Genomic DNA, 18,074 nt, shown 5'->3' on the forward strand with positions numbered 1-18,074 from the left:
TCGGGCAAATCTTCGAAGCACTCGGCAAATCGTTGCATCGGCCGCTCCCTCTAGATCAGGAGCGACCTTCAGAATCTCTTTCTCCCGATTTGGCAACTACTTGCAGCCGCGCACGTGCGATTCCCCTCCCCTTCCAGGGGAGGGTGGCTGCGCACGTGCGTTACTCGTTGCCCGGATTGAAGTCGTCGCTCGGCGCCGGCTGCGCCGCCATGTCGGGGCGCGGGCCGTGCGGACGGCGGCGACGACGCGGAAAGCGCTCGCTCCGTTCGCCGCGTTCTGCGCCGCCATTGTTGGCTTCATAGGGGCCGCCGTTGACCTGCGGCTGCGCGCCGCCGGTGATGAACGAGGGCAGGCGATCGACGCCGCCGGCATCGGCCAGCACCGGCTGCGGCTGGTTCTGCGGTAGCGGCTGATACTGCGGCTGCGGACGATGCTCGCGTTCGCGGTGCTCCCGCGGCTGCTGCTCGCGCGGCGGCTGGTCACGTTCGCGATGCTCCCGCGGCTGCTGGTAGGGCTGCTGGCCGTTGTCGCGCATGAATGGCTGTTGCTGCTGCGGCACGAAGCCCGGCTCCTGGCCGAAGCTCGAATAGCCGTCGCTGTCGTCGTCGCCGTCTTCGGTCTGCGTCACCTCGGCGTCGGGGCGCGGCGGTTGCTGATTCTGCCGGAACTGCTCCTGCGCGGCCGCGATGATCCGGTAGTAGTGCTCGGCGTGCTGGTAGTAGTTCTCGGCTGCCACCGGATCGCCGGAGGAGCGTGCATCGCGCGCAAGCTGGACGTATTTCTCGGCCACGTGGGAGGCCGTGCCGCGGATCTTGATGTCGGGTCCGTTCGATTCGTACACCCGTGTCAGGGGATTCTGGCCGCGCCGGTTATTATTGTTGTTGTTATTGTTGTTGTTATTCCGGTTGCGCATCCGCTTGTTGTTCTGACCGTTTCTCATCTGTCGCCTTTTATTCCAGCCCTGAAGTTATTGCAGTCCACAGTCCGATTTCTCAGAAGTCCGAATTCTCAGAAGTCCGATTCCCAGAGTCCGATTCGGCGCGCGCCTAGGCGCACGGAATCGCAATACCGTTCGAAGTGGCATCGATGTCGCCGACCATCTCGTTCAGCAAAGTCGCGTTCAGCAAAGACGCGTTCCCCAACCGCCGCCGGCCAAACGCGCCAGCGACAAAATCATTCCGCCCGTTGAGACAGGCCCAGTTCTCGTGCGTAAGTGTTCAAGCGCAATAACAGGCTTTCGTTCGCTTGGCGGTCGAGAGCAGCACAGCTTCGGCTATTGCGCTCAATGAGACCTGCGTTCCTGGAACCTTTCGATCGGCGGGCTCTGCTGAACCCTGGTCATCACCCGTAACGGTTACGGGGCCAGCACCGATGTTGTGGGCGGAACGTAGTCGTTCCCGGGGGATATTCCAAGAGGTTTTTTTGCGTTCCAATAGGACTTTATCGGGGCAGCCGGCGGGCTGAAACGGCCCTCGGAACGCCCCCGAGATCGGCCTTGGGCGGCCCCGTTGGGGATAACCCGGAAGCCGTCATCAGCGCTTCAACGTCGCCGCTCTGGCCCTGTCCAATTTCCACAACCAGAAATCCACCCGAGGTCAAAAGACCCGCAGACTGCGAAATCAGCGCGCGGTAGGCGTCGAGCCCGTCGGCGCCGCCATCGACCGCCGCGCGGGGATCGTGCGCGCGCACCTCGATGGCGAGGCCGGCGATGTCGGCCGAGGGGATGTAGGGCGGATTGGACACGATCAGGTCGAACGCGCCGGTCAGCGCGCTGCCATAGTCGCACGCGATCCATGTCGCGCGCTGGCTAAGCCCGAGCTCGGCGGCGTTGCGGCTCGCCGTCTGCAGCGCCTCCGTGGAGATGTCGGTGCCGAAGCCATGCGCGTGGGGCAGTTCCGAGAGCAGCGCCAGCAGGATCGCGCCCGAACCGGTGCCGAGATCGGCGATCCGCAACGCGCGATCCGCCGCGCCGTCGGCGCGCAGCAGCTCGAGCGCGCGCTCGACCACGGTCTCGGTGTCGGGGCGCGGCACCAGCGTCGCGGCGGTCAGATGCAGCGGCAGTCCCCAAAATTCCTTGATGCCGAGAATGCGCGCGACCGGTTCGCCGCCGAGACGGCGCCGCGCGAGGCCCTCGAGGCGATCCGCTTCGTCCTTCGTCAGAATGCGTTTGGCGCCGGTCACCATGCCGGTCAGATCGAGGCGAAGCGCGGCGCCGACCAGCAGCCGTGCATCGAGTTCGGCGGAATCGTTGCCGGCCGATTGCAGCTGCGCAGCCAATGCGCGGCGGGCGCTCTCGACCGTTGCGTTGACCACAGGCGCCATCACGCGGTGTCCTCGCGCAACACCGACCGCTCGTCGTCCCCGCGAATGCGGGGACCCGTACGCCGCGGCCCTTCGATCTGGGTGGTCTGGGTCGATATCGGGATCAACAATGACGCCCTGTGGTTGGGTCCTTGCTTTGGCAGGGACGACGACGATCAATGCAGCCGGCAACCGGATCGGTTCACGCCGCCGCGCCCTGTGCCGCGAGCTGCGCGGCCTGGTGCTCGGTGGTCAGCGCATCGATCAGTTCGCCGAGCGCCTCGCCCGCGATCACCTGCGGCAGCTTGTAGAGCGTCAGATTGATGCGGTGGTCGGTGACCCTCCCTTGCGGGAAATTATAGGTGCGGATCCGCTCCGAGCGGTCGCCGGAGCCGACCTTCTCCTTGCGGTCGGCGGAGCGCGCGGCATCGACGCGCTGGCGCTCGGCGTCATAGATGCGCGAGCGCAGGATGTTCATCGCCGACGCCCGGTTTTTGTGCTGCGAGCGGCTGTCCTGCATCATCACCACGATGCCGGTCGGCAGATGGGTGATGCGGATCGCGGACTCGGTCTTGTTGACGTGTTGGCCGCCGGCGCCGCCGGCGCGCATGGTCTCGATCCTTAAGTCGGTGTCCTTGATGTCGACGTCGACGTCCTCGACCTCGGGCAGCACGGCGACCGTGGCGGCCGAGGTGTGGATGCGGCCCTGCGTCTCGGTGTCGGGCACGCGCTGCACGCGGTGCACGCCGGACTCGAATTTCAGCTTGGCGAAGGCGCCGCGGCCCTGCACCTCGGCGATGATTTCCTTGTAGCCGCCGACGGTGCCTTCGCTCGCCGAGATCACCTCGACCTTCCAGCCCTGCAAGGCCGCGAAGCGCTCATACATCCGGAACAGGTCGCCGGCGAACAGCGAGGCCTCGTCGCCGCCGGTGCCGGCGCGGATTTCCAGCACCACGTTGCGGTCGTCCATCGCGTCCTTCGGCAACAGCGCGACGCGGATCTTCTGCTCGAGCTCGCCGATGCGCGCCTGCAGCGTCTCCAGCTCGGCTTCCGCCATGCTGCGCATCTCGGGATCGGTCCCCGCATCGGCCAGCAACGCCTCGGTGTCGGCGAGTTCCGATCGGGCGGAGCGATAGGTCTTCACCGCATCGATCAGCGGATTGAGCTCGGCGAGCTCGCGCGTGATCGCAACATAGCGATCCGAGTTGACCTGGCCGAGCAGCTCGGCCTCGAGCGAGGCGTGATGGGCGAGCAGGACGTCGAGTTTGGCTTCGGGTAGCATGGCGGAGTCTCGAATTGCTGAAAGCGCGAAGGGTGGCGGAGGCGACGGCAGCGTCGCTACAAGGCCAGCCCCTCGGTTTCCGCAAACTTCGTCAGCGCCCCGCGGATCGAGACGCTGCCGACCGGCGCGTCCAGCAGCGGATTGATCATCGCCTCGGCCTTGTTGGCGTCGAGGTCGAGGATCAAGGCCTTGACCGGGCCGTGCGCGGTCGCCGACAGCGACAGCGAGCGATAGCCGAGCGCGATCAGCGCCAGCGCGCCGATCGGCTTCGACGCCATCTCACCGCACAGCGAGGCGGCTTTCTTCGCGATCTTGGCCTTGCGCACGATGTCGCGCAGGGCGCGCAGGATCGGCGCCGACAGGATGTCGAAGCGTTCGGAGACCTTGGCATTGCCACGGTCGACCGCGAACAGGAACTGGAACAGGTCGTTGGAGCCGACCGAGACGAAGTCGACCTTCTTCAGCAGCTCGTCGAGCTGGTAAAGCAGGGCCGGCACTTCGACCATGGTGCCGATATCGATCCGTTCGGGCAGCGAATGGCCGTGCTGGCGCAGATAGGTCAGCTCGCGCTCGACGATCGCCTTGGCCTGGTCGAACTCGGCGATCTCGGAGATCATCGGGAACATGATCTTCAGCGCACGTCCGCCGCCGGCGCGCAGCAGCGCGCGGATCTGGCCGCGCAGCAGGCCGGGGCGGTCGAGGCCGAGCCGGATCGCGCGCCAGCCGAGCGCGGGATTTTCCTCGACCACGGTCTCCATGTAGGGCAGCGCCTTGTCGCCGCCGATGTCGAGCGTGCGGAAGGTGACCGGCTTGGTGCCGGCGGCATCGAGCACGGTGCGGTACAGCGCGAGCTGGTCGCTCGAACGCGGCAGGCTCGGGCTCACCATGAACTGCAATTCGGTGCGGAACAGGCCGATGCCGGCGCTGCCGGTGTCCTCGATATGCGGCAGGTCGATGGTCAGGCCGGCGTTGATCAGGAGCTCGATCGGCTGGCCGTCCTTGGTCACGCAAGGCTTGTCGCGGAGCGCCGAATATTGCGCCTGCCGCCGCGCCCGGAACCGGACGCGCTCGGCGTAGGCGGATTCGATCTCGGCGGAGGGGCGGACATAGATCTCGCCCGAAATGCCGTCGACGATGATGGCATCGCCCGGATCGGCAATGCCGGGCGCGTTCGGCACCTCGCCGACCGCGGGAATGCCGAGCGCGCGCGCCACGATCGAGACGTGCGAATTCGCGGTGCCTTCCTCCAGCACCAGGCCGCGCAGCCGCTTGCGGTCATAGTCGAGCAGTGCCGCGGGGCCCATCGCGCGCGCGATCAGGATGGCGTTGTCGGGCAGCTGCTCGCGCGTCGGCGCATGGTCCTGGCCGACCAGTTGGCGCATCAGGCGATGGCCGAGATCCTCGAGATCGTGCAGCCGGTCGCGCAGATAAGGATCGGTCGAGCGCAGCATGCGCGCGCGGGTGTCGGACTGCACGCGTTCGACGGCGGCTTCCGCGGTGAGGCCGGTGGCGACCGCCTCATGCAGCTTGTGCGACCAGCCCTGGTCGTTGGCGAACATGCGGTAGGCTTCCAGCACCTCGCGATGCTCGCCGCCTTCGGCAACGTCGCCGCGCTCCAGCATGCGGTCGAGATCGGCGCGCAGATTGGCGAGCGCGGTGTCGAGCCGCTTGATCTCCTTCGGCAGGTCCTCGGCGATATAGTTGGTGATGACGACGCGCGGCTCGTGCAGCACGACATGGCCGAGCGCGATGCCGTCGGAGAGCACCGCACCGGTCTTGTGCAGCGAGTGCCGCGCGGCGGGCTCGGCGCCGGGCTGGGCCAGCGCGGCAAGCTCGCCGGAGGCGATCATCTCCGCCAGCACCATGGCGGTGGTCTGCAGCGCCTCGACCTCTTCCTCGACATAGGTGCGCTTGGCGCGGTTCTGCACCACGAGCACGCCGAGCGTGTTGCCGGCGCGCAGGATCGGCACGCCGAGGAACGAGTGGTAGATTTCTTCGCCGGTCTCGGGGCGGTAGGCGAAGGCCGGATGGCTTTGCGCGTCGGAGAGATTGAGCGGCGTCGCCTCGCTGGCGACGAGGCCGACGAGGCCCTCATGCGCGCTCAGCACGGTGCGGTGCACGGCGTCGCGGTTCAGACCCTCGGTGGCGTAGAGCTCGAGCGTGTTGTCGATGCGCAGCACATAGCAGGAGCAGACCTCGGCCACCATGTTGGCCGCGATCAGCACCACGATCTTGTCGAGGCGTTCCTGGGCGGAGACTTGCTCCGCCATGGTTTCGCGGAGCCGCCTCAACAGGACGCGGGGGCCTCCCGACGCGCTCCGCATGTGCTTCAGTCCCTCCCCACCAGGCCGGCGCACGGGGCCGGCCGGCCGTTGGCGCAAAACTCGTCAAACACAACAATTTTAGTCATTCGGCGTCGCCGCTCGCGCCAGTTCCCGCCGATTCGGGATCGCACAAACTGTGCCACAGTTTGCGACAGCCCACCTGACTGGCCGTATAGCCAATCGAGGCTCGCTTTGCCAAGCAAAACGCCTGCCAGTAGCAAATAACGTCTGCGTCAGCCCGATGCTGCGCCCGCTAAGAGAAATTCTAACTCCGGGACGCCGGTACCGGGGGCCGCTTGTTCCGCGGGAGGCGGCGTAATCCCATCCCTCGTCATTCCGGGGCGACGCGTAGCGTCGAGCCTGGAATCCATTTCACCACATGGCCTGCGGGCCGATGGCTTCCGGGCTCCCGCTTCGCGGGCCCCGGAATGACGAACGGAAGGGGCCCCGGAAAGCCCTACGCCTGGTCCAGCCCGTACAGCGTGTGCAGCGTGCGGACCGCGAGTTCGGTATAGGCGGCGTCGATCAGGACCGAGAACTTGATCTCGGAGGTGGTGATGGCGCGGATGTTGATGTTGCGATCAGCCAGCGCCTTGAACGCCTTCGCCGCGACGCCGGCATGGCTGCGCATGCCGCTGCCGATCACCGAGACCTTGGCGACGTCGGTCGCGGTGTCGAGCCTGGCGTAGCCGATCTTGGCCTTGGCGGAGGTAATGGTGTCCCTGGCGCGGTTGTAGTCGGTGGCCGGCACGGTGAAGGTGAGGTCGGTGGTCTTGCCGTCCTCCGACACGTTCTGCACGATCATGTCGACGTTGATGTTGGCATCCGCGAGCGGCCCGAAGATCGCCGCGGCGACGCCGGGCTTGTCCTCGATCTGGCGCACGGAAATCTGGGCTTCGTCCTTGGAGAAGGCGATGCCGGTGACGACGTGCATTTCCATGATTTCCTCCTCGCTGCAGATCAGCGTGCCCGGCGGCTGGTTGGCGTGCGGGTCGATATCCTCTGGCTTGTCGAAGCTGGAGCGCACGAAGATCGGCATGTTGTGCACCATGCCGAGTTCCACCGAGCGAACCTGCAGCACCTTGGCGCCCTGCGAGGCCAGCTCCAGCATGTCCTCGAACGCGATCTTGTCGAGTCGGCGCGCCTTCGGCACCACGCGCGGATCGGTGGTGTAGACGCCGTCGACATCGGTGTAGATGTCGCAGCGGTCGGCGCGCAAAGCGGCCGCGATCGCCACCGCCGAAGTGTCCGAACCGCCGCGGCCGAGCGTGGTGATGCGGCCGGTCTGCGGGTTGATGCCCTGGAAGCCGGCGATCACGGCGACTTCCTTGCGCTCCTTGAAACGGGTGATGATCTCGCTGCCGTCGATATCGAGGATGCGCGCCGAAGCATGCGCCTCCGAGGTCTTGATCGGGATCTGCCAGCCCTGCCAGGAGCGCGCCTGGATGCCGATGCCCTGCAGCACGATCGCGAGCAGGCCCGAGGTGACCTGTTCGCCGGAGGCGACCACCGCGTCATATTCGCGCGCGTCGTGCATCGGCGAGGCCTCGGTGCACCAGCCCACCAACTCGTTGGTCTTGCCGGACATCGCGGAGACGACGACGGCGACCTCGTGGCCGGCGTCGACCTCGCGCTTCACGTGCTGGGCGACGTTGCGGATACGATCGATATTGGCGACGGACGTACCGCCGAATTTCATCACGAGGCGGCCCATGACGACGCGTCTATTCCTTTAAGAGGATAAGTAGGTTAACCCACGCCGAAAACCGCAAGCGCGGGCACCGAAAGGCGCGTATACATAGCGCCGCGCCCGGGGGCAAGCCGGTTGGTAGGGGTCTCCGGAGGGTCTTTTGGGGGTGTTTTGCCGGTTGCGGCCGGGCTGTGGCGCAACGGTGACTCGCAGGTAACTCGAAGGCGGGATTGGATGGGACGCTATATCGACGAAATCCTGCAGCCCGGCGAGAAGGTGCTGTATTCCACCAATGCGCACTGGATGTTCTATCTGCCGGCGATCGCGGCCTGGATCGTGGTCCTGGCGCTCTTGATCCTGTCCCGGATGACGACGGTCGACGGCCTGGTGCTGGCCTGCCTTGCGGCCGCCGCCGTGGTCGCGGTCGCGGCGCTGTACTGGACCGGCGCGGCCTGGTTCCATCGCTGGACGACCGAGACTGACGTGACCAATTTCCGCGTCGTGCACAAAACCGGCTTCATCAAGCGGCGCACCTTCGAGATGAGCCTCGACAAGGTCGAGAGCGTCGACGTCAACCAGAGCATCATGGGACGCCTGCTCAATTACGGCGACGTCACCATCCGCGGCGTCGGCGAGGGCATCGAGACCATCAAGACCATCGCCGCGCCGCTGTCGTTTCGCAATTCGATCACCGCGCGATAGGGGCGCGCGCAATCATGGCCACAACGCTTTCCAATTCCACCGCCGCCTCGGTCGATCCGGCCGAAATCGCGAAGTTCTCGAAACTGTCGGATGAATGGTGGGATCCGCGCGGCAAGATGGCGCCGCTGCACAAGATCAATCCGCTGCGCCTGACCTATATCCGCGACGCCGCATGTCGCAAGTTCGAGCGCAACGCCAAGAGCCTGAGCTGCCTGTCCGGCCTGCGTCTGCTCGACATCGGCTGCGGCGCCGGGCTGCTGTGCGAGCCGTTCACCCGGCTCGGCGCCCAGGTGATCGGGATCGATCCGTCCGCCACCAACATCGCTGCCGCGAAGCTGCATGCCGACAAGGGCCATCTGTCGATCGACTACCGCTGCACCACGGTGGAGGAGATGGACGCACGCGAGCGCTTTGACATCGTGCTGGCGATGGAGGTGGTCGAGCACGTCGTCGACGTCGGCGCCTTCATCAAGCGCTGCGCCGTCATGCTCAAGCCGGGCGGGCTGATGGTGGTCTCGACCTTGAACCGCAACTGGAAGAGCTTCGCGCTGGCGATCGTCGGCGCCGAATACGTGCTGCGCTGGCTGCCGCGCGGCACCCATGACTGGAGCAAGTTCGTCACCCCCGCCGAGCTCGAGCGCTATCTCGGCGACGTCAACCTCACCGTCACCGAACAGGCCGGCGTGGTCTACAACCCGCTCGCCGACAAATGGAGCGTCTCGTCCGACATGGACGTGAACTACATGGTGGTGGCGGAAGAGGTATAGGACGATCCGTATCCACACAACCGATGTCGTCCCTGCGGACGCAGGGACGACAGCGAGCTTGTGGATGTCGCGCAATCCAGTCATGCGCCGGCTCGGTTGACCACGTCGGCGGCAATCGGCACGCTGTGCGCGTACTCCCGCCCCGGCACGCCTTCCTCATCCCGCATGTTCACAATCGCCTCGCTCTGGATCCCCTTCACCATCGTCGCTGCGTTCGGGCAGGTGGCGCGCAATGCGATGCAGCGGCATCTGACCGGGCCGCTCGGGACCTGGGGCGCGACCAATATCCGCTTCCTGTTCGGCCTGCCGTTCGCGGTGGTGTTCTTCGCGCTGGCGGTGCTGCTGACCGGCGATCGCGTGCCGTGGCCGGCGGACTCGTTCTGGCCGTGGCTCGTGGTCGGCGCGCTCAGCCAGATCGTCGGCACCGGCTTCATGCTGCTGGCGATGAACGATCGCTCCTTCGTGGTGACCACCGCCTACATGAAAACCGAGGCGATCCAGACCGCGATCTTCGGCTTCATCTTCCTCGGCGACCATCTGACGACGCCTAAGGTGATCGCGATCGTGATCGCGACCATCGGCGTCGTCGTCACCGCGCTCAGGCCGGACGGGCAGAAGAGTTTTGCCGATCTGCGCCCGACCGTGCTCGGCCTCGGCGCCGCCGCCGTGTTCGCGATCTCGGCGGTGAGTTTTCGCGGCGCGATCATTGCCGTGCCTTCCGTCTCGTTCGTGACCGCGGCGTCGTACACGCTGATGTGGAGCCTGCTCGTCCAGACGCTGATCCTGTCGGTCTATCTGTTGCTGCGCGCGCCCGACGTGCTGCGGAAAATCCTCGGCCTGTGGCGGCCGTCGATGTTCGCGGGCTTCATGGGCGCGTTCTCCTCGCAGTTCTGGTTCCTGGCGTTCGCGCTCACCGCCGCCGCCAATGTGCGCACGCTGGCGCTGATCGAGGTGCTGTTCGCGCAGGGCGTGGCGTATTTCTCGCTCAAGCAGCCGTTTTCGCTGCGTGAGGTTTTGGGCATCGTCATGATCGTGATCGGCGTCGCGCTGCTGATCGCCGCGTAAGATTACCCCTTCACCGCGATCAGCACCGCGCCGGCCGAGATCAGCGCGATCCCGATCCAGCCATAGCCGGACGGGCGCTCGCCGAGGAACACGGCGCCGAACAGCGCCACCAGCACCACGCTGAGCTTGTCGATCGGCGCGACAAGTGTGGCGGGGCCGAGCTTGAGCGCGCGGAAATAGCAGATCCACGACGCGCCGGTGCCGAGCCCGGACAGCAGCAGGAACAGCCAGCTCTTGCCCGAGATCGGTCCGGCCTGGGTGAATTGCCCGGTCGCGAACAGGATGGCCGACAGCGTGATCAGCACGACCACGGTGCGGATCAGGGTGGCGAGATCGGAGTTGATGCCCTCGACGCCGACCTTGGCGAAGATCGCGGTCAGCGCGGCGAACACGGCCGAGAGAAACGCCCAGACCTGCCAGGAGGTGAAGGTGTCAGATGGCATGAGGCGAACCTTGAGACAGGCTGGAGAGAATCCTCGGTGCAATGTCTTGCAACTTACCCTGAAGCTTAGGGTTGGCGAGATCGTGGATCGCCGCGCGGACAATTTTTTCGTGATTAGGTTCGATCCGGATGTCTTCGCGGCATTCGATTAAGTTCGCCCACGCCTCGACGGCCGTAGCGTTGATTCTGCCGCTCGTATACCGCTCCAACACGTCGGCGATATGTCGACGCGTCAACGTCACAACTTCATCAGAATCCCACCCGAACGATCGGAGGCGCGCCTCCAAATCGGGGATGGGTGCATCAAAATGAACAAGTGATTGAAGAGCGGCGCATCGGTTCATGGCGGATTGGAGAGCGCTTCGTTCACCGATCCAATACCCTAGTTCCGGTCTTCCGGCAGCGTCGGCAGCGGCGAGACCTCGACGCCTTCGTCGATCAGCGCGCGCGCCTCCTCGGGCGAAGCCTCGCCATAGATCGGCCGATGCTCGATATCGCCGTAATGCATCTTGCGCGCCTCGTTCGGGAAGCGGTCGCCGACATTGTCGGCGTTCTTCACGATGTGGTCGCGCAGTTCCTTCAGCTTGCTGCGCAACTCGCGCTCCTGCGCCATCATCAGCGACGTCGATTCGGCAGGCGTCGCCTCGACCGGGGCGGCCGGTGCCGGCCGGGCCGGTTCGCGGCCCTTCTTGCTGACGATTTGCGGCGCCATGATTGCGCGCTCGATCTTATCGGAGCCGCAGGACGGGCAATCGATCAGGTGACGCCGCTCCTGCGATTCATAGGCCGATGAGCTCTGGAACCAGCTCTCGAACTGATGGCCGCGCTCGCAGCGCAGCGTGTAGCGGATCATGCCGAACCCCGGACGAGGTGCAGATGCTCCGGGCCGGCCTTGGGGTCGGCGATGCCGAAACGCCTGCCGTGCTGAAGTGAAGGGATGGTCTTGCGCGCGGTTTCGACCTTGGAGGGATCGATCTCGGCCAGGAACACGCCGGGCTCGACGCCGCCCTCGGCAAGGATCTCGCCCCAGGGGTCGATGATCAGCGAATGCCCGAAGGTCTCGCGCTTGTTCTCATGCAGGCCGGCCTGGGCCGCTGCGAACACGAAGCAGCCGGTCTCGATGGCACGGGCGCGCAGCAGCGTGTGCCAATGCGCTTCGCCGGTCTTGCGGGTGAAGGCGGACGGCACGGTGAGGAACGACGCGCCGGCCTCGGCAAGCGCGCGATACAGCGCCGGGAAGCGCACGTCGTAGCAGATCGTCAGTCCGATCCGGCCCCAGGGCAGGTCGGAGATCACGGCGGTCTCGCCCGGCTGGTAGTTGGCCGATTCGCGATAGCTCTCGCCGCCCGGCAGGTCGATGTCGAACATATGGATCTTGTCGTAACTCGCGAGCACATTGCCCTCGGGCCCGATCAGGAACGAACGGTTGACCGCCTTCTCCGGCGAGTAGCGCAGTGCCAGCGAGCCGATATGCAGATGGATTTTCAGTTCGGCGGCCAGCGTGCGATAGGCCTGCAGCGACTTGTCGTCCTCTTCGCTCGCCAGATGCTCGAACAGCGCCTTGCGGTTCAGCTGCATCATGTTGCTGACCTCGGGGGTCAGCACGTATTTGGCGCCCTGGGCCGCCGCTTCGCGGATCAGCCGCGTTCCCTGCTCGAGGCTCGGCTCGGGCAGCAATCCGGTGCGCATCTGCACCATGGCGGCAGTGAAAATGTTGTCCGTGCTCATCAGGCGCCGCCTCCGTTGCTGAGCAGGCCATCGAGCTTGCCCTCGCGGTCGAGCGCGTAGAGCTCGTCGCAGCCGCCGACATGGGTCTTGCCGATGAAGATCTGCGGGAAGGTCGCCCCGGTGCCGGCGCGGTCGTACATCTCGTCGCGATAGGACGGGTTGCTGGCGACGCTCAATTCGGTGAACGCCGCGTTCTTGCGCGTCAAAAGCGATTTGGCCGCGGTGCAATAACCGCAGCCCGGGCGGGTATAGATTTCGATGGCAGCGGTCATGGTGCGCTCGGTTGAACCTGAATGACAGATTATATGGGAGCGCGGTGGGCATCGACAACCCGGGCAAACACCAGCACGTCGACCTGCGCGGCTTTGGCGCGCAACAGCGCCCGCGCGCAGGCATCCACCGTGGCGCCCGAGGTCAGGACGTCGTCGACCAGGATCACGCGGCGGCCCTGGATGTCAGCCTTGCGTTCATCGGCGACCCCGAATGCGCCCTGCACATTGCTGGCGCGATCCTTGCGCGACAACCCGATCTGCTGCTCGGTGGCCCGGGTGCGCCGCAGCGCCTCGGAGACCATTTTGACGCCGCTCTGGCGCGCGATCACCTTGGCAAGCGCGCCGGACTGGTTGTAGCGCCGGCTCCAACCGCGTCGCCAGTGCAGGGGAACCGGCACCAGCATGTCGGCATCCCGTAGCAATTCCTTCCCCGCGCGTGCCATCCAGCGGCCCATTGTCGGCGCCAGGTCGGTGCGATCCTGGTATTTCAAGGCGTGCACCAGGGTGCGCGCGACGTCGTCATAGCGCACCGCGGCGCGGGCGCGCTGGTAGGCGGGCGGATTGGCGATCGCCTCCATCGACAGCAGCTCCGGCCCGGGATCGTAGACAAAGGGAATGCCGAGCCGCGGACAAAACGGCTGGGCGATGAACGACAATTTGGCCCAGCAGGCCGCGCAGACGCCCTCGCCATGGACCGGCTCGCGGCAGGACACGCACAGCGTCGGCAGCGCGATGTCGAGTGCCAGCCGCGCGGTACGCAGCCACGCGCCCCCGACTGTGCCGAGCGCACGCTGAATGTGACCGGAAATCGAGCTTGTCGGTGATGCCTCGGCGTCCATGGCTGATGAGGCTAGCGTTTGAGCCGCACGGGCTCAAGGCGCATTGCCTGCGACCGCCGTCCGGCGTAACCAGCGCGGATGGTAACGACCCCGGCCACGGCTCCCATCCTGTTCGATCGCGCATTGCTTGGTGCGCGGCTTGCCCGCGCGGGGCGCGAAGGGGCGGCGACGTTCCTGCTTGAGCGGGCCACAGAAGACATAGTCGACCGCTTGCTGGCGGTGTCGCGCAGCTTTGCTTCAGCGGCCGACGTCTGGACGCCGGGGGATGGGCTCGCGGACGCCCTGCGCGGGCGAGTCGGATCGGTCGATACGATCGGTTTCGCCGAGACGGAAGCGCTCGGCTTGCCGCCCGAGTCGCGCGATCTCGTGGTCTCCGCGCTCGCCTTCCAGTTCGTCAACGATCTGCCGGGCGTGCTGGCGCAGCTTCGCCGCGCGCTGAAGCCGGACGGGCTGCTGCTCGCTTCAATGATCGGCGGCGACACGCTGACCGAGCTCAGGCAAAGCTTTGCCGCGGCGGAGGCGGAGTGCGAGGGCGGGGTGTCGCCGCGCGTTGTGCCATTCGCCGATCTGCGCGACATCGGCGCGCTGTTGCAGCGGGCCGGCTTCGCGCTGCCGGTCACCGACGTCGACCGCGTCGTGGTGCGCTATTCAAGCGCGTTCGCATTGATGGCCGACCTCAGGCGGATGGGCGCGACCAATGTGCTGCGCGAGCGCCGCCACACCCCGACCCGCCGCGCCACCATGCTGCGGATGGCGCAAATCTACGGCGAGCGCTTCGCCGATGCCGACGGCCGCATCCGCGCCACCTTCGACATCGTCTGGCTCTCCGGCTGGGCCCCGCACGAAAGCCAGCCGAAGCCGCTGAAGCCCGGCTCGGCGAAAGCGAGTTTGGAGGCGGCAGTGAAGGGAAGCAAGCGTTAGGGACGCACAGCGGCAAGCGTGCGTCGGTGATTTCGGAATATTGGAAAAATACCCGTGAGTTGCCCGACGTGTCAAGCAGCCTGGTCGAACGCCGGCCACCGCCGGCTCCTTTGCATGGGGTTGTTTTCGATATTTTGGCAACCCGCCTCCCGCAAGCGGGAAGGTGAAGATCACAGCAACAGATCCATCAGATGCGGCAGCAGCGGAATGTCCGCCGGTGGCATCGGGTAGTCGCGCAGCTTGCCGGCGCGGACCCAGGCGAGGTTCTGGCCCTCGCGCGCCACCGCCATGCCCTCCCAGCGCCGGCAGATGTAGAGCGGCATCAGCAGATGGAAGGTCTCATAGGCATGGCTGGCGAAGGTCAGCGGTGCGAGGCACGGCTCGCTCACGGTGATGCCGATCTCCTCATGCAGCTCGCGGATCAGGGTCTGTTCCGGCCGCTCGCCGGGCTCGATCTTGCCGCCGGGGAATTCCCACAGCCCCGCCAACGCCTTGCCTTCGGGACGCTGCGCCAGCAGCACGCGTTTGTCGGCATCGACCAGCGCGCAGGCGACGACGAGGGTCAGCTTGATGTCAGCCATGCAGCACGAATGTTCCTTCTGATGTTGCAAGCTTTCATTAACCAGCAACCCGCCGCCAGCCAATCGATTTGTGCCGGTGCGCTTTTTCCGCACTCGCGATAAGTCGGCCTTAATGCGCGGCCGGCAGGGTGAAGGTCCTGATTTATCAGCCCATCAATTTCTCTGCCGATATAACCCATGCGCGCCTTGCTCCGGACCGTCAGCCGTTTCCGCCGCGATCGCTCCGGCAACATCGCGATGATCTTTGGTCTGGCCCTGCTGCCGTTGCTCGTCGCGGTCGGATGCGCGGTCGACTATTCCCGCGCCAACCAGATCGGCAGCAAGCTGATATCCGCTACCGACGCGGCGAGCGTCGGATCGGTCGCCAAGGCATCGCCCGGCTTCATCGCGGCCGGGGCCATGACCTCGGACGGCGAGATCTCGGCGGGCGAGGCCGACGCGAGGAAGATCTTCAACGGCAACATCTTCAACCAGAACGGCTTCACGCTGACCAGCGTGACGCCGACCATGACCAAGAGCGGCGGCACCATCACCTCGACGGTCCAGTTCACGGCAGATGTCCCGACCATGTTCCTCGGCGTGCTGGGGCGGAGCAAGGTGAGCGTGTCGGGCACCTCGACCTCGACCGCGAACATGCCGCTCTATATCGATTTCTATCTGCTGCTGGACAATTCGCCGTCGATGGGAGTCGGCGCCACGCCGACGGACGTCGCCAAGCTGGTCACGGCCACCACCGGCAACAGCTTCAAGCCGAACGACCAGTGCGCCTTCGCCTGCCACGACTACAACGACCCCAACAACTACTACAATCTGGCGAAATCGCTTGGCGTCACGACGCGGATCGACGTGCTTCGCAGCGCGACCCAGCAATTGATGGACACCGCGGCGGCGACCCAGACCTATTCGAGCCAGTTCCGCATGGCGATCTATGACTTCGGCGCGTCCTCGAAGACCTATGGACTGCGAAGTCTGTTCTCGCTGTCGTCAAGCCTGTCGAGCGCGAAGTCGGCGGCCGGCAACATCGATCTGATGGGTGTCTACGGCAACAACGATGCCTACACCGCGGACAAGGACAGCCAGTTCACCACGATTTTCCCCCAGATCAACAACGCGATCGCAAACCCGGGCGCGGGCACGTCGTCGGCGCCGCTGAAATACCTGTTCTTCGTATCCGACGGGGTCGCCGACGAGCCGAATTCAAGCTGCCTGAAGCCGATCACCGGCAGCAATCGCTGCCAGTCGCCGATCAATCCGGCGCTCTGCGATGCGATCAAGAAGCGCAACATCAAGATCGCGGTGCTCTACACCACCTATCTGCAGCTGCCGACCAACAACTGGTACATGACCTGGATCGATCCGTTCAATCAGGGTCCGTTCGGCCCGTCGCCGAACAGCCAGATCGCGCAGAACATGCAGGCCTGTGCGTCGCCGGGCTTCTATTTCGAGGTTAGCCCGACCCAGGGCATCGCGGACGCGATGAACACGCTGTTCAAGAAGGCAGTCGCCGACGCGCGGATCAGCAGTTAAGGCCGCGAGTCTTATCTCTCACCGTCACCCTGAGGAGGCCGCGAAGCGGCCGTCTCGAAGGGTCGACGGCCCGGCTGATGGCCGTGCATCCTTCGAGACGCGCTACGCGCTCCTCAGGATGACGGGTCCGACACTTCGCCCTTCGCAATAACGGTGAACCCTACGACCGGTAATCGCCGTTGATCGCGACGTATTCCTTGGTGAGGTCGCAGGTCAGCACGCGGTCTCTCGCCTTGCCGAGGCCGAGCGCGACCTTGATCTGGATCTTCGGCGCCTTCATCGCCTCCGACACTTCTTTCTCATTGTAGGACGGATCGCGCGCGCCGCTCTTGGCGACGCGGATGCCGTTGAAGGAGATCGAGAGCTTGTCGCGGTTGGCGGGCTCGCCGGCCTTGCCGACCGCCATCACCACGCGGCCCCAATTGGCGTCCTCGCCGGCGATCGCGGTCTTCACCAGCGGCGAATTGGCGATCGACATCGCGATTCTGCGCGCCGACGGCTTTGTCGTCGCGCCCTCGACCACGACCTCGACCAGCTTGCGTGCGCCTTCGCCGTCGCGCGCGACCTGCTCGGACAGATTGGCGAGGATCTGCTGGAATGCCTTGGCGAAGGCCTTCAGGCGCGGATCGCTGGCGCGCGAAATCTTCGGCGCGCCATTGGCTGCCGCAGCCCCGGTCGCAAACGCGAGCAACGTGTCCGAGGTCGAGGTGTCGCCGTCGATGGTCAGCGCATTGAAGGTGTCCTCGACGCCGGCCTTGAGCAGGGATTGCAGCACGGATGCCGACAGCGGCGCGTCGGTGAAGACGAAGGACAGCATGGTCGCCATGTCGGGCATGATCATGCCGGCGCCCTTGGCCATGCCGTTGATCGTCACCTTGGCCTTGCCGAGCTTCACGGTCGCGGTGGCGACCTTCGGGAAGGTGTCGGTGGTCATGATCGCCCTGGCCGCGTCCATCCACAGATCGGGAGTCGCGGTCTCCGCGAGCTGCGCCAGCACGCCGTCGAACTTGGTGGCGTCGAGCGGCTCGCCGATCACGCCGGTGGAGGCAAGGAAGACGTCCGCCGTCGAACAGCCGACGGCTTTCGCCGCGATCTGCGCGGTCAGCGCGGTGGACGCCTTGCCGGTCTTGCCGGTGAAGGCATTGGCGTTGCCGGAATTGACGACCAGCGCGCGCGCAGCCCCGCCCTTCAGCTTGGCGCGGCACCATTCGACCGGCGCCGACGGGCACTTCGACTTGGTGAAGACGCCGGCCACCGTGGTGCCCTTGTCCAGCAGCGCGAGCAGCACGTCGGTGCGCCCCTTGTAGCGGATGCCGGCGGCAGCGGTCGCAAGCCGCACACCCGCGATCACGGGCATCTCGGGAACGTCGGGCGGGGCGAGGGGGGAGACGGCGGTGGACATGGGAGGCTTCCGGCTACGGGGAGGGAAGCGCTGCATAACATCTCGCCGGCTGAAGCGGGAGAGGGCGCGGGCGCGAACGCGCAACGGCGTCGTCCCGGCGAAGGCCGGCAACTGTTATGTTGATGGAGCGATCTTGTAGGGTTTTCGGTCGCGCATCATGGCGTTGAGGATGGTCAGCAGCTTCCTGGCGACAGCAATGAGGGCGAGCTTGGCCGGTTTGCCGGCCTGGCG

General features: G+C 65.8%; 18 protein-coding genes and 1 pseudogene. 5 read left to right on the forward strand and 14 right to left on the reverse strand.

The features are described from left to right. Positions 1 to 160 precede the first annotated feature (160 nt). From AC066Y_RS41500 to AC066Y_RS41520, 5 genes are all read right to left on the reverse strand, one after another. Positions 161 to 940: a DUF4167 domain-containing protein gene (locus AC066Y_RS41500; RefSeq protein WP_478278883.1), complete on the reverse strand. Its 780-nt coding sequence runs from the start codon at positions 938 to 940 to the stop codon at positions 161 to 163. A gap of 500 nt (positions 941 to 1,440) precedes the next feature. Then, positions 1,441 to 2,322, reverse strand: a complete 882-nt coding sequence (prmC, locus tag AC066Y_RS41505; RefSeq protein WP_478278884.1) for a peptide chain release factor N(5)-glutamine methyltransferase — start codon at positions 2,320 to 2,322, stop codon at positions 1,441 to 1,443. Between the two features lie 181 nt (positions 2,323 to 2,503). Continuing rightward, a complete protein-coding gene (gene prfA / locus AC066Y_RS41510) occupies positions 2,504 to 3,583 on the reverse strand; it encodes a peptide chain release factor 1 (protein WP_478278885.1) in 1,080 nt (359 codons plus the stop codon). A gap of 56 nt (positions 3,584 to 3,639) precedes the next feature. Further along, positions 3,640 to 5,907 (reverse strand): phosphoenolpyruvate--protein phosphotransferase, encoded by a 2,268-nt coding sequence (ptsP, locus tag AC066Y_RS41515; RefSeq protein ID WP_478278886.1) that lies wholly within the window; start codon positions 5,905 to 5,907, stop codon positions 3,640 to 3,642. A gap of 457 nt (positions 5,908 to 6,364) precedes the next feature. Next, positions 6,365 to 7,621 carry an aspartate kinase gene (locus AC066Y_RS41520; RefSeq protein WP_478278887.1) on the reverse strand — a complete coding sequence of 419 codons (1,257 nt, stop codon included), beginning with the start codon at positions 7,619 to 7,621 and terminating at the stop codon, positions 6,365 to 6,367. A gap of 210 nt (positions 7,622 to 7,831) precedes the next feature. On the opposite strand from AC066Y_RS41520, the gene AC066Y_RS41525 reads away from it, so the two are divergent. The 3 genes from AC066Y_RS41525 (at position 7,832) to AC066Y_RS41535 (ending at position 10,131) form a co-directional block, all read left to right on the forward strand. Next, positions 7,832 to 8,299, forward strand: a complete 468-nt coding sequence (locus tag AC066Y_RS41525) for a PH domain-containing protein (protein ID WP_478278888.1) — start codon at positions 7,832 to 7,834, stop codon at positions 8,297 to 8,299. A 14-nt stretch (positions 8,300 to 8,313) separates the two neighbouring features. Further along, positions 8,314 to 9,066 (forward strand): bifunctional 2-polyprenyl-6-hydroxyphenol methylase/3-demethylubiquinol 3-O-methyltransferase UbiG, encoded by a 753-nt coding sequence (gene ubiG, locus AC066Y_RS41530; protein ID WP_478278889.1) that lies wholly within the window; start codon positions 8,314 to 8,316, stop codon positions 9,064 to 9,066. 165 nt (positions 9,067 to 9,231) lie between these two features. Then, entirely contained in the window at positions 9,232 to 10,131 is a 900-nt protein-coding gene (locus AC066Y_RS41535; protein ID WP_478278890.1) for a DMT family transporter, read from the forward strand. A 2-nt stretch (positions 10,132 to 10,133) separates the two neighbouring features. Here AC066Y_RS41535 and AC066Y_RS41540 read toward each other — a convergent pair whose 3' ends face one another. The 6 genes from AC066Y_RS41540 to AC066Y_RS41565 are packed head-to-tail and all read right to left on the reverse strand — an operon-like array spanning position 10,134 to position 13,412. Further along, a complete protein-coding gene (locus AC066Y_RS41540) occupies positions 10,134 to 10,574 on the reverse strand; it encodes an EamA family transporter (protein ID WP_478278891.1) in 441 nt (146 codons plus the stop codon). Further along, complete coding sequence (locus AC066Y_RS41545) at positions 10,564 to 10,917, reverse strand: hypothetical protein (protein ID WP_478278892.1); 354 nt, start codon at positions 10,915 to 10,917, stop codon at positions 10,564 to 10,566. The genes AC066Y_RS41540 and AC066Y_RS41545 overlap by 11 nt, the downstream gene beginning before the upstream one ends. A gap of 38 nt (positions 10,918 to 10,955) precedes the next feature. Next, positions 10,956 to 11,426: a DUF1178 family protein gene (locus AC066Y_RS41550; protein ID WP_478278893.1), complete on the reverse strand. Its 471-nt coding sequence runs from the start codon at positions 11,424 to 11,426 to the stop codon at positions 10,956 to 10,958. Then, positions 11,423 to 12,301 (reverse strand): carbon-nitrogen hydrolase family protein, encoded by an 879-nt coding sequence (locus AC066Y_RS41555; protein ID WP_478278894.1) that lies wholly within the window; start codon positions 12,299 to 12,301, stop codon positions 11,423 to 11,425. The genes AC066Y_RS41550 and AC066Y_RS41555 overlap by 4 nt, the downstream gene beginning before the upstream one ends. Then, complete coding sequence (gene grxC, locus AC066Y_RS41560; protein ID WP_092120174.1) at positions 12,301 to 12,573, reverse strand: glutaredoxin 3; 273 nt, start codon at positions 12,571 to 12,573, stop codon at positions 12,301 to 12,303. The genes AC066Y_RS41555 and grxC overlap by 1 nt, the downstream gene beginning before the upstream one ends. 29 nt (positions 12,574 to 12,602) lie before the next feature. Next, on the reverse strand, positions 12,603 to 13,412 hold the full coding sequence (locus AC066Y_RS41565) for a ComF family protein (protein ID WP_478278895.1): 810 nt from the start codon (positions 13,410 to 13,412) through the stop codon (positions 12,603 to 12,605). 78 nt (positions 13,413 to 13,490) lie between these two features. Here AC066Y_RS41565 and AC066Y_RS41570 point away from each other — a divergent pair, with 78 nt between their 5' ends. Continuing rightward, positions 13,491 to 14,333: a methyltransferase domain-containing protein gene (locus AC066Y_RS41570; RefSeq protein WP_478278896.1), complete on the forward strand. Its 843-nt coding sequence runs from the start codon at positions 13,491 to 13,493 to the stop codon at positions 14,331 to 14,333. Between the two features lie 170 nt (positions 14,334 to 14,503). Here AC066Y_RS41570 and AC066Y_RS41575 read toward each other — a convergent pair whose 3' ends face one another. Next, positions 14,504 to 14,914 (reverse strand): (deoxy)nucleoside triphosphate pyrophosphohydrolase, encoded by a 411-nt coding sequence (locus AC066Y_RS41575; RefSeq protein WP_050630700.1) that lies wholly within the window; start codon positions 14,912 to 14,914, stop codon positions 14,504 to 14,506. A gap of 177 nt (positions 14,915 to 15,091) precedes the next feature. On the opposite strand from AC066Y_RS41575, the gene AC066Y_RS41580 reads away from it, so the two are divergent. Next, positions 15,092 to 16,441, forward strand: a complete 1,350-nt coding sequence (locus AC066Y_RS41580) for a pilus assembly protein TadG-related protein (RefSeq protein ID WP_478278897.1) — start codon at positions 15,092 to 15,094, stop codon at positions 16,439 to 16,441. 160 nt (positions 16,442 to 16,601) lie between these two features. Here the strand turns inward: AC066Y_RS41580 and argJ are convergent, their stop codons facing one another. Further along, the gene (argJ, locus tag AC066Y_RS41585; protein WP_478278898.1) at positions 16,602 to 17,843 is read right to left on the reverse strand and encodes a bifunctional glutamate N-acetyltransferase/amino-acid acetyltransferase ArgJ; all 1,242 of its coding nucleotides are present in this window, start codon (positions 17,841 to 17,843) and stop codon (positions 16,602 to 16,604) included. Positions 17,844 to 17,957: 114 nt separating this feature from the next. Beyond that, positions 17,958 to 18,074, reverse strand: a pseudogene (locus tag AC066Y_RS41590) (IS110 family transposase); the annotation flags it as partial.

The organism is Bradyrhizobium sp. USDA3010, from assembly GCF_056429065.1.

Excerpts from the sequence above, each read along its gene's own strand:
- AC066Y_RS41500 (WP_478278883.1), bottom strand. The coding sequence starts at position 940 with ATGAGAAACGGTCAGAACAACAAGCGGATGCGCAACCGGAATAACAAC.
- prmC (WP_478278884.1), bottom strand. The coding sequence starts at position 2,322 with ATGGCGCCTGTGGTCAACGCAACGGTCGAGAGCGCCCGCCGCGCATTG.
- prfA (WP_478278885.1), bottom strand. The coding sequence starts at position 3,583 with ATGCTACCCGAAGCCAAACTCGACGTCCTGCTCGCCCATCACGCCTCG.
- ptsP (WP_478278886.1), bottom strand. The coding sequence starts at position 5,907 with ATGCGGAGCGCGTCGGGAGGCCCCCGCGTCCTGTTGAGGCGGCTCCGC.
- AC066Y_RS41520 (WP_478278887.1), bottom strand. The coding sequence starts at position 7,621 with ATGGGCCGCCTCGTGATGAAATTCGGCGGTACGTCCGTCGCCAATATC.
- AC066Y_RS41525 (WP_478278888.1), top strand. The coding sequence starts at position 7,832 with ATGGGACGCTATATCGACGAAATCCTGCAGCCCGGCGAGAAGGTGCTG.
- ubiG (WP_478278889.1), top strand. The coding sequence starts at position 8,314 with ATGGCCACAACGCTTTCCAATTCCACCGCCGCCTCGGTCGATCCGGCC.
- AC066Y_RS41535 (WP_478278890.1), top strand. The coding sequence starts at position 9,232 with ATGTTCACAATCGCCTCGCTCTGGATCCCCTTCACCATCGTCGCTGCG.
- AC066Y_RS41540 (WP_478278891.1), bottom strand. The coding sequence starts at position 10,574 with ATGCCATCTGACACCTTCACCTCCTGGCAGGTCTGGGCGTTTCTCTCG.
- AC066Y_RS41545 (WP_478278892.1), bottom strand. The coding sequence starts at position 10,917 with ATGAACCGATGCGCCGCTCTTCAATCACTTGTTCATTTTGATGCACCC.
- AC066Y_RS41550 (WP_478278893.1), bottom strand. The coding sequence starts at position 11,426 with ATGATCCGCTACACGCTGCGCTGCGAGCGCGGCCATCAGTTCGAGAGC.
- AC066Y_RS41555 (WP_478278894.1), bottom strand. The coding sequence starts at position 12,301 with ATGAGCACGGACAACATTTTCACTGCCGCCATGGTGCAGATGCGCACC.
- grxC (WP_092120174.1), bottom strand. The coding sequence starts at position 12,573 with ATGACCGCTGCCATCGAAATCTATACCCGCCCGGGCTGCGGTTATTGC.
- AC066Y_RS41565 (WP_478278895.1), bottom strand. The coding sequence starts at position 13,412 with ATGGACGCCGAGGCATCACCGACAAGCTCGATTTCCGGTCACATTCAG.
- AC066Y_RS41570 (WP_478278896.1), top strand. The coding sequence starts at position 13,491 with ATGGTAACGACCCCGGCCACGGCTCCCATCCTGTTCGATCGCGCATTG.
- AC066Y_RS41575 (WP_050630700.1), bottom strand. The coding sequence starts at position 14,914 with ATGGCTGACATCAAGCTGACCCTCGTCGTCGCCTGCGCGCTGGTCGAT.
- AC066Y_RS41580 (WP_478278897.1), top strand. The coding sequence starts at position 15,092 with ATGCGCGCCTTGCTCCGGACCGTCAGCCGTTTCCGCCGCGATCGCTCC.
- argJ (WP_478278898.1), bottom strand. The coding sequence starts at position 17,843 with ATGTCCACCGCCGTCTCCCCCCTCGCCCCGCCCGACGTTCCCGAGATG.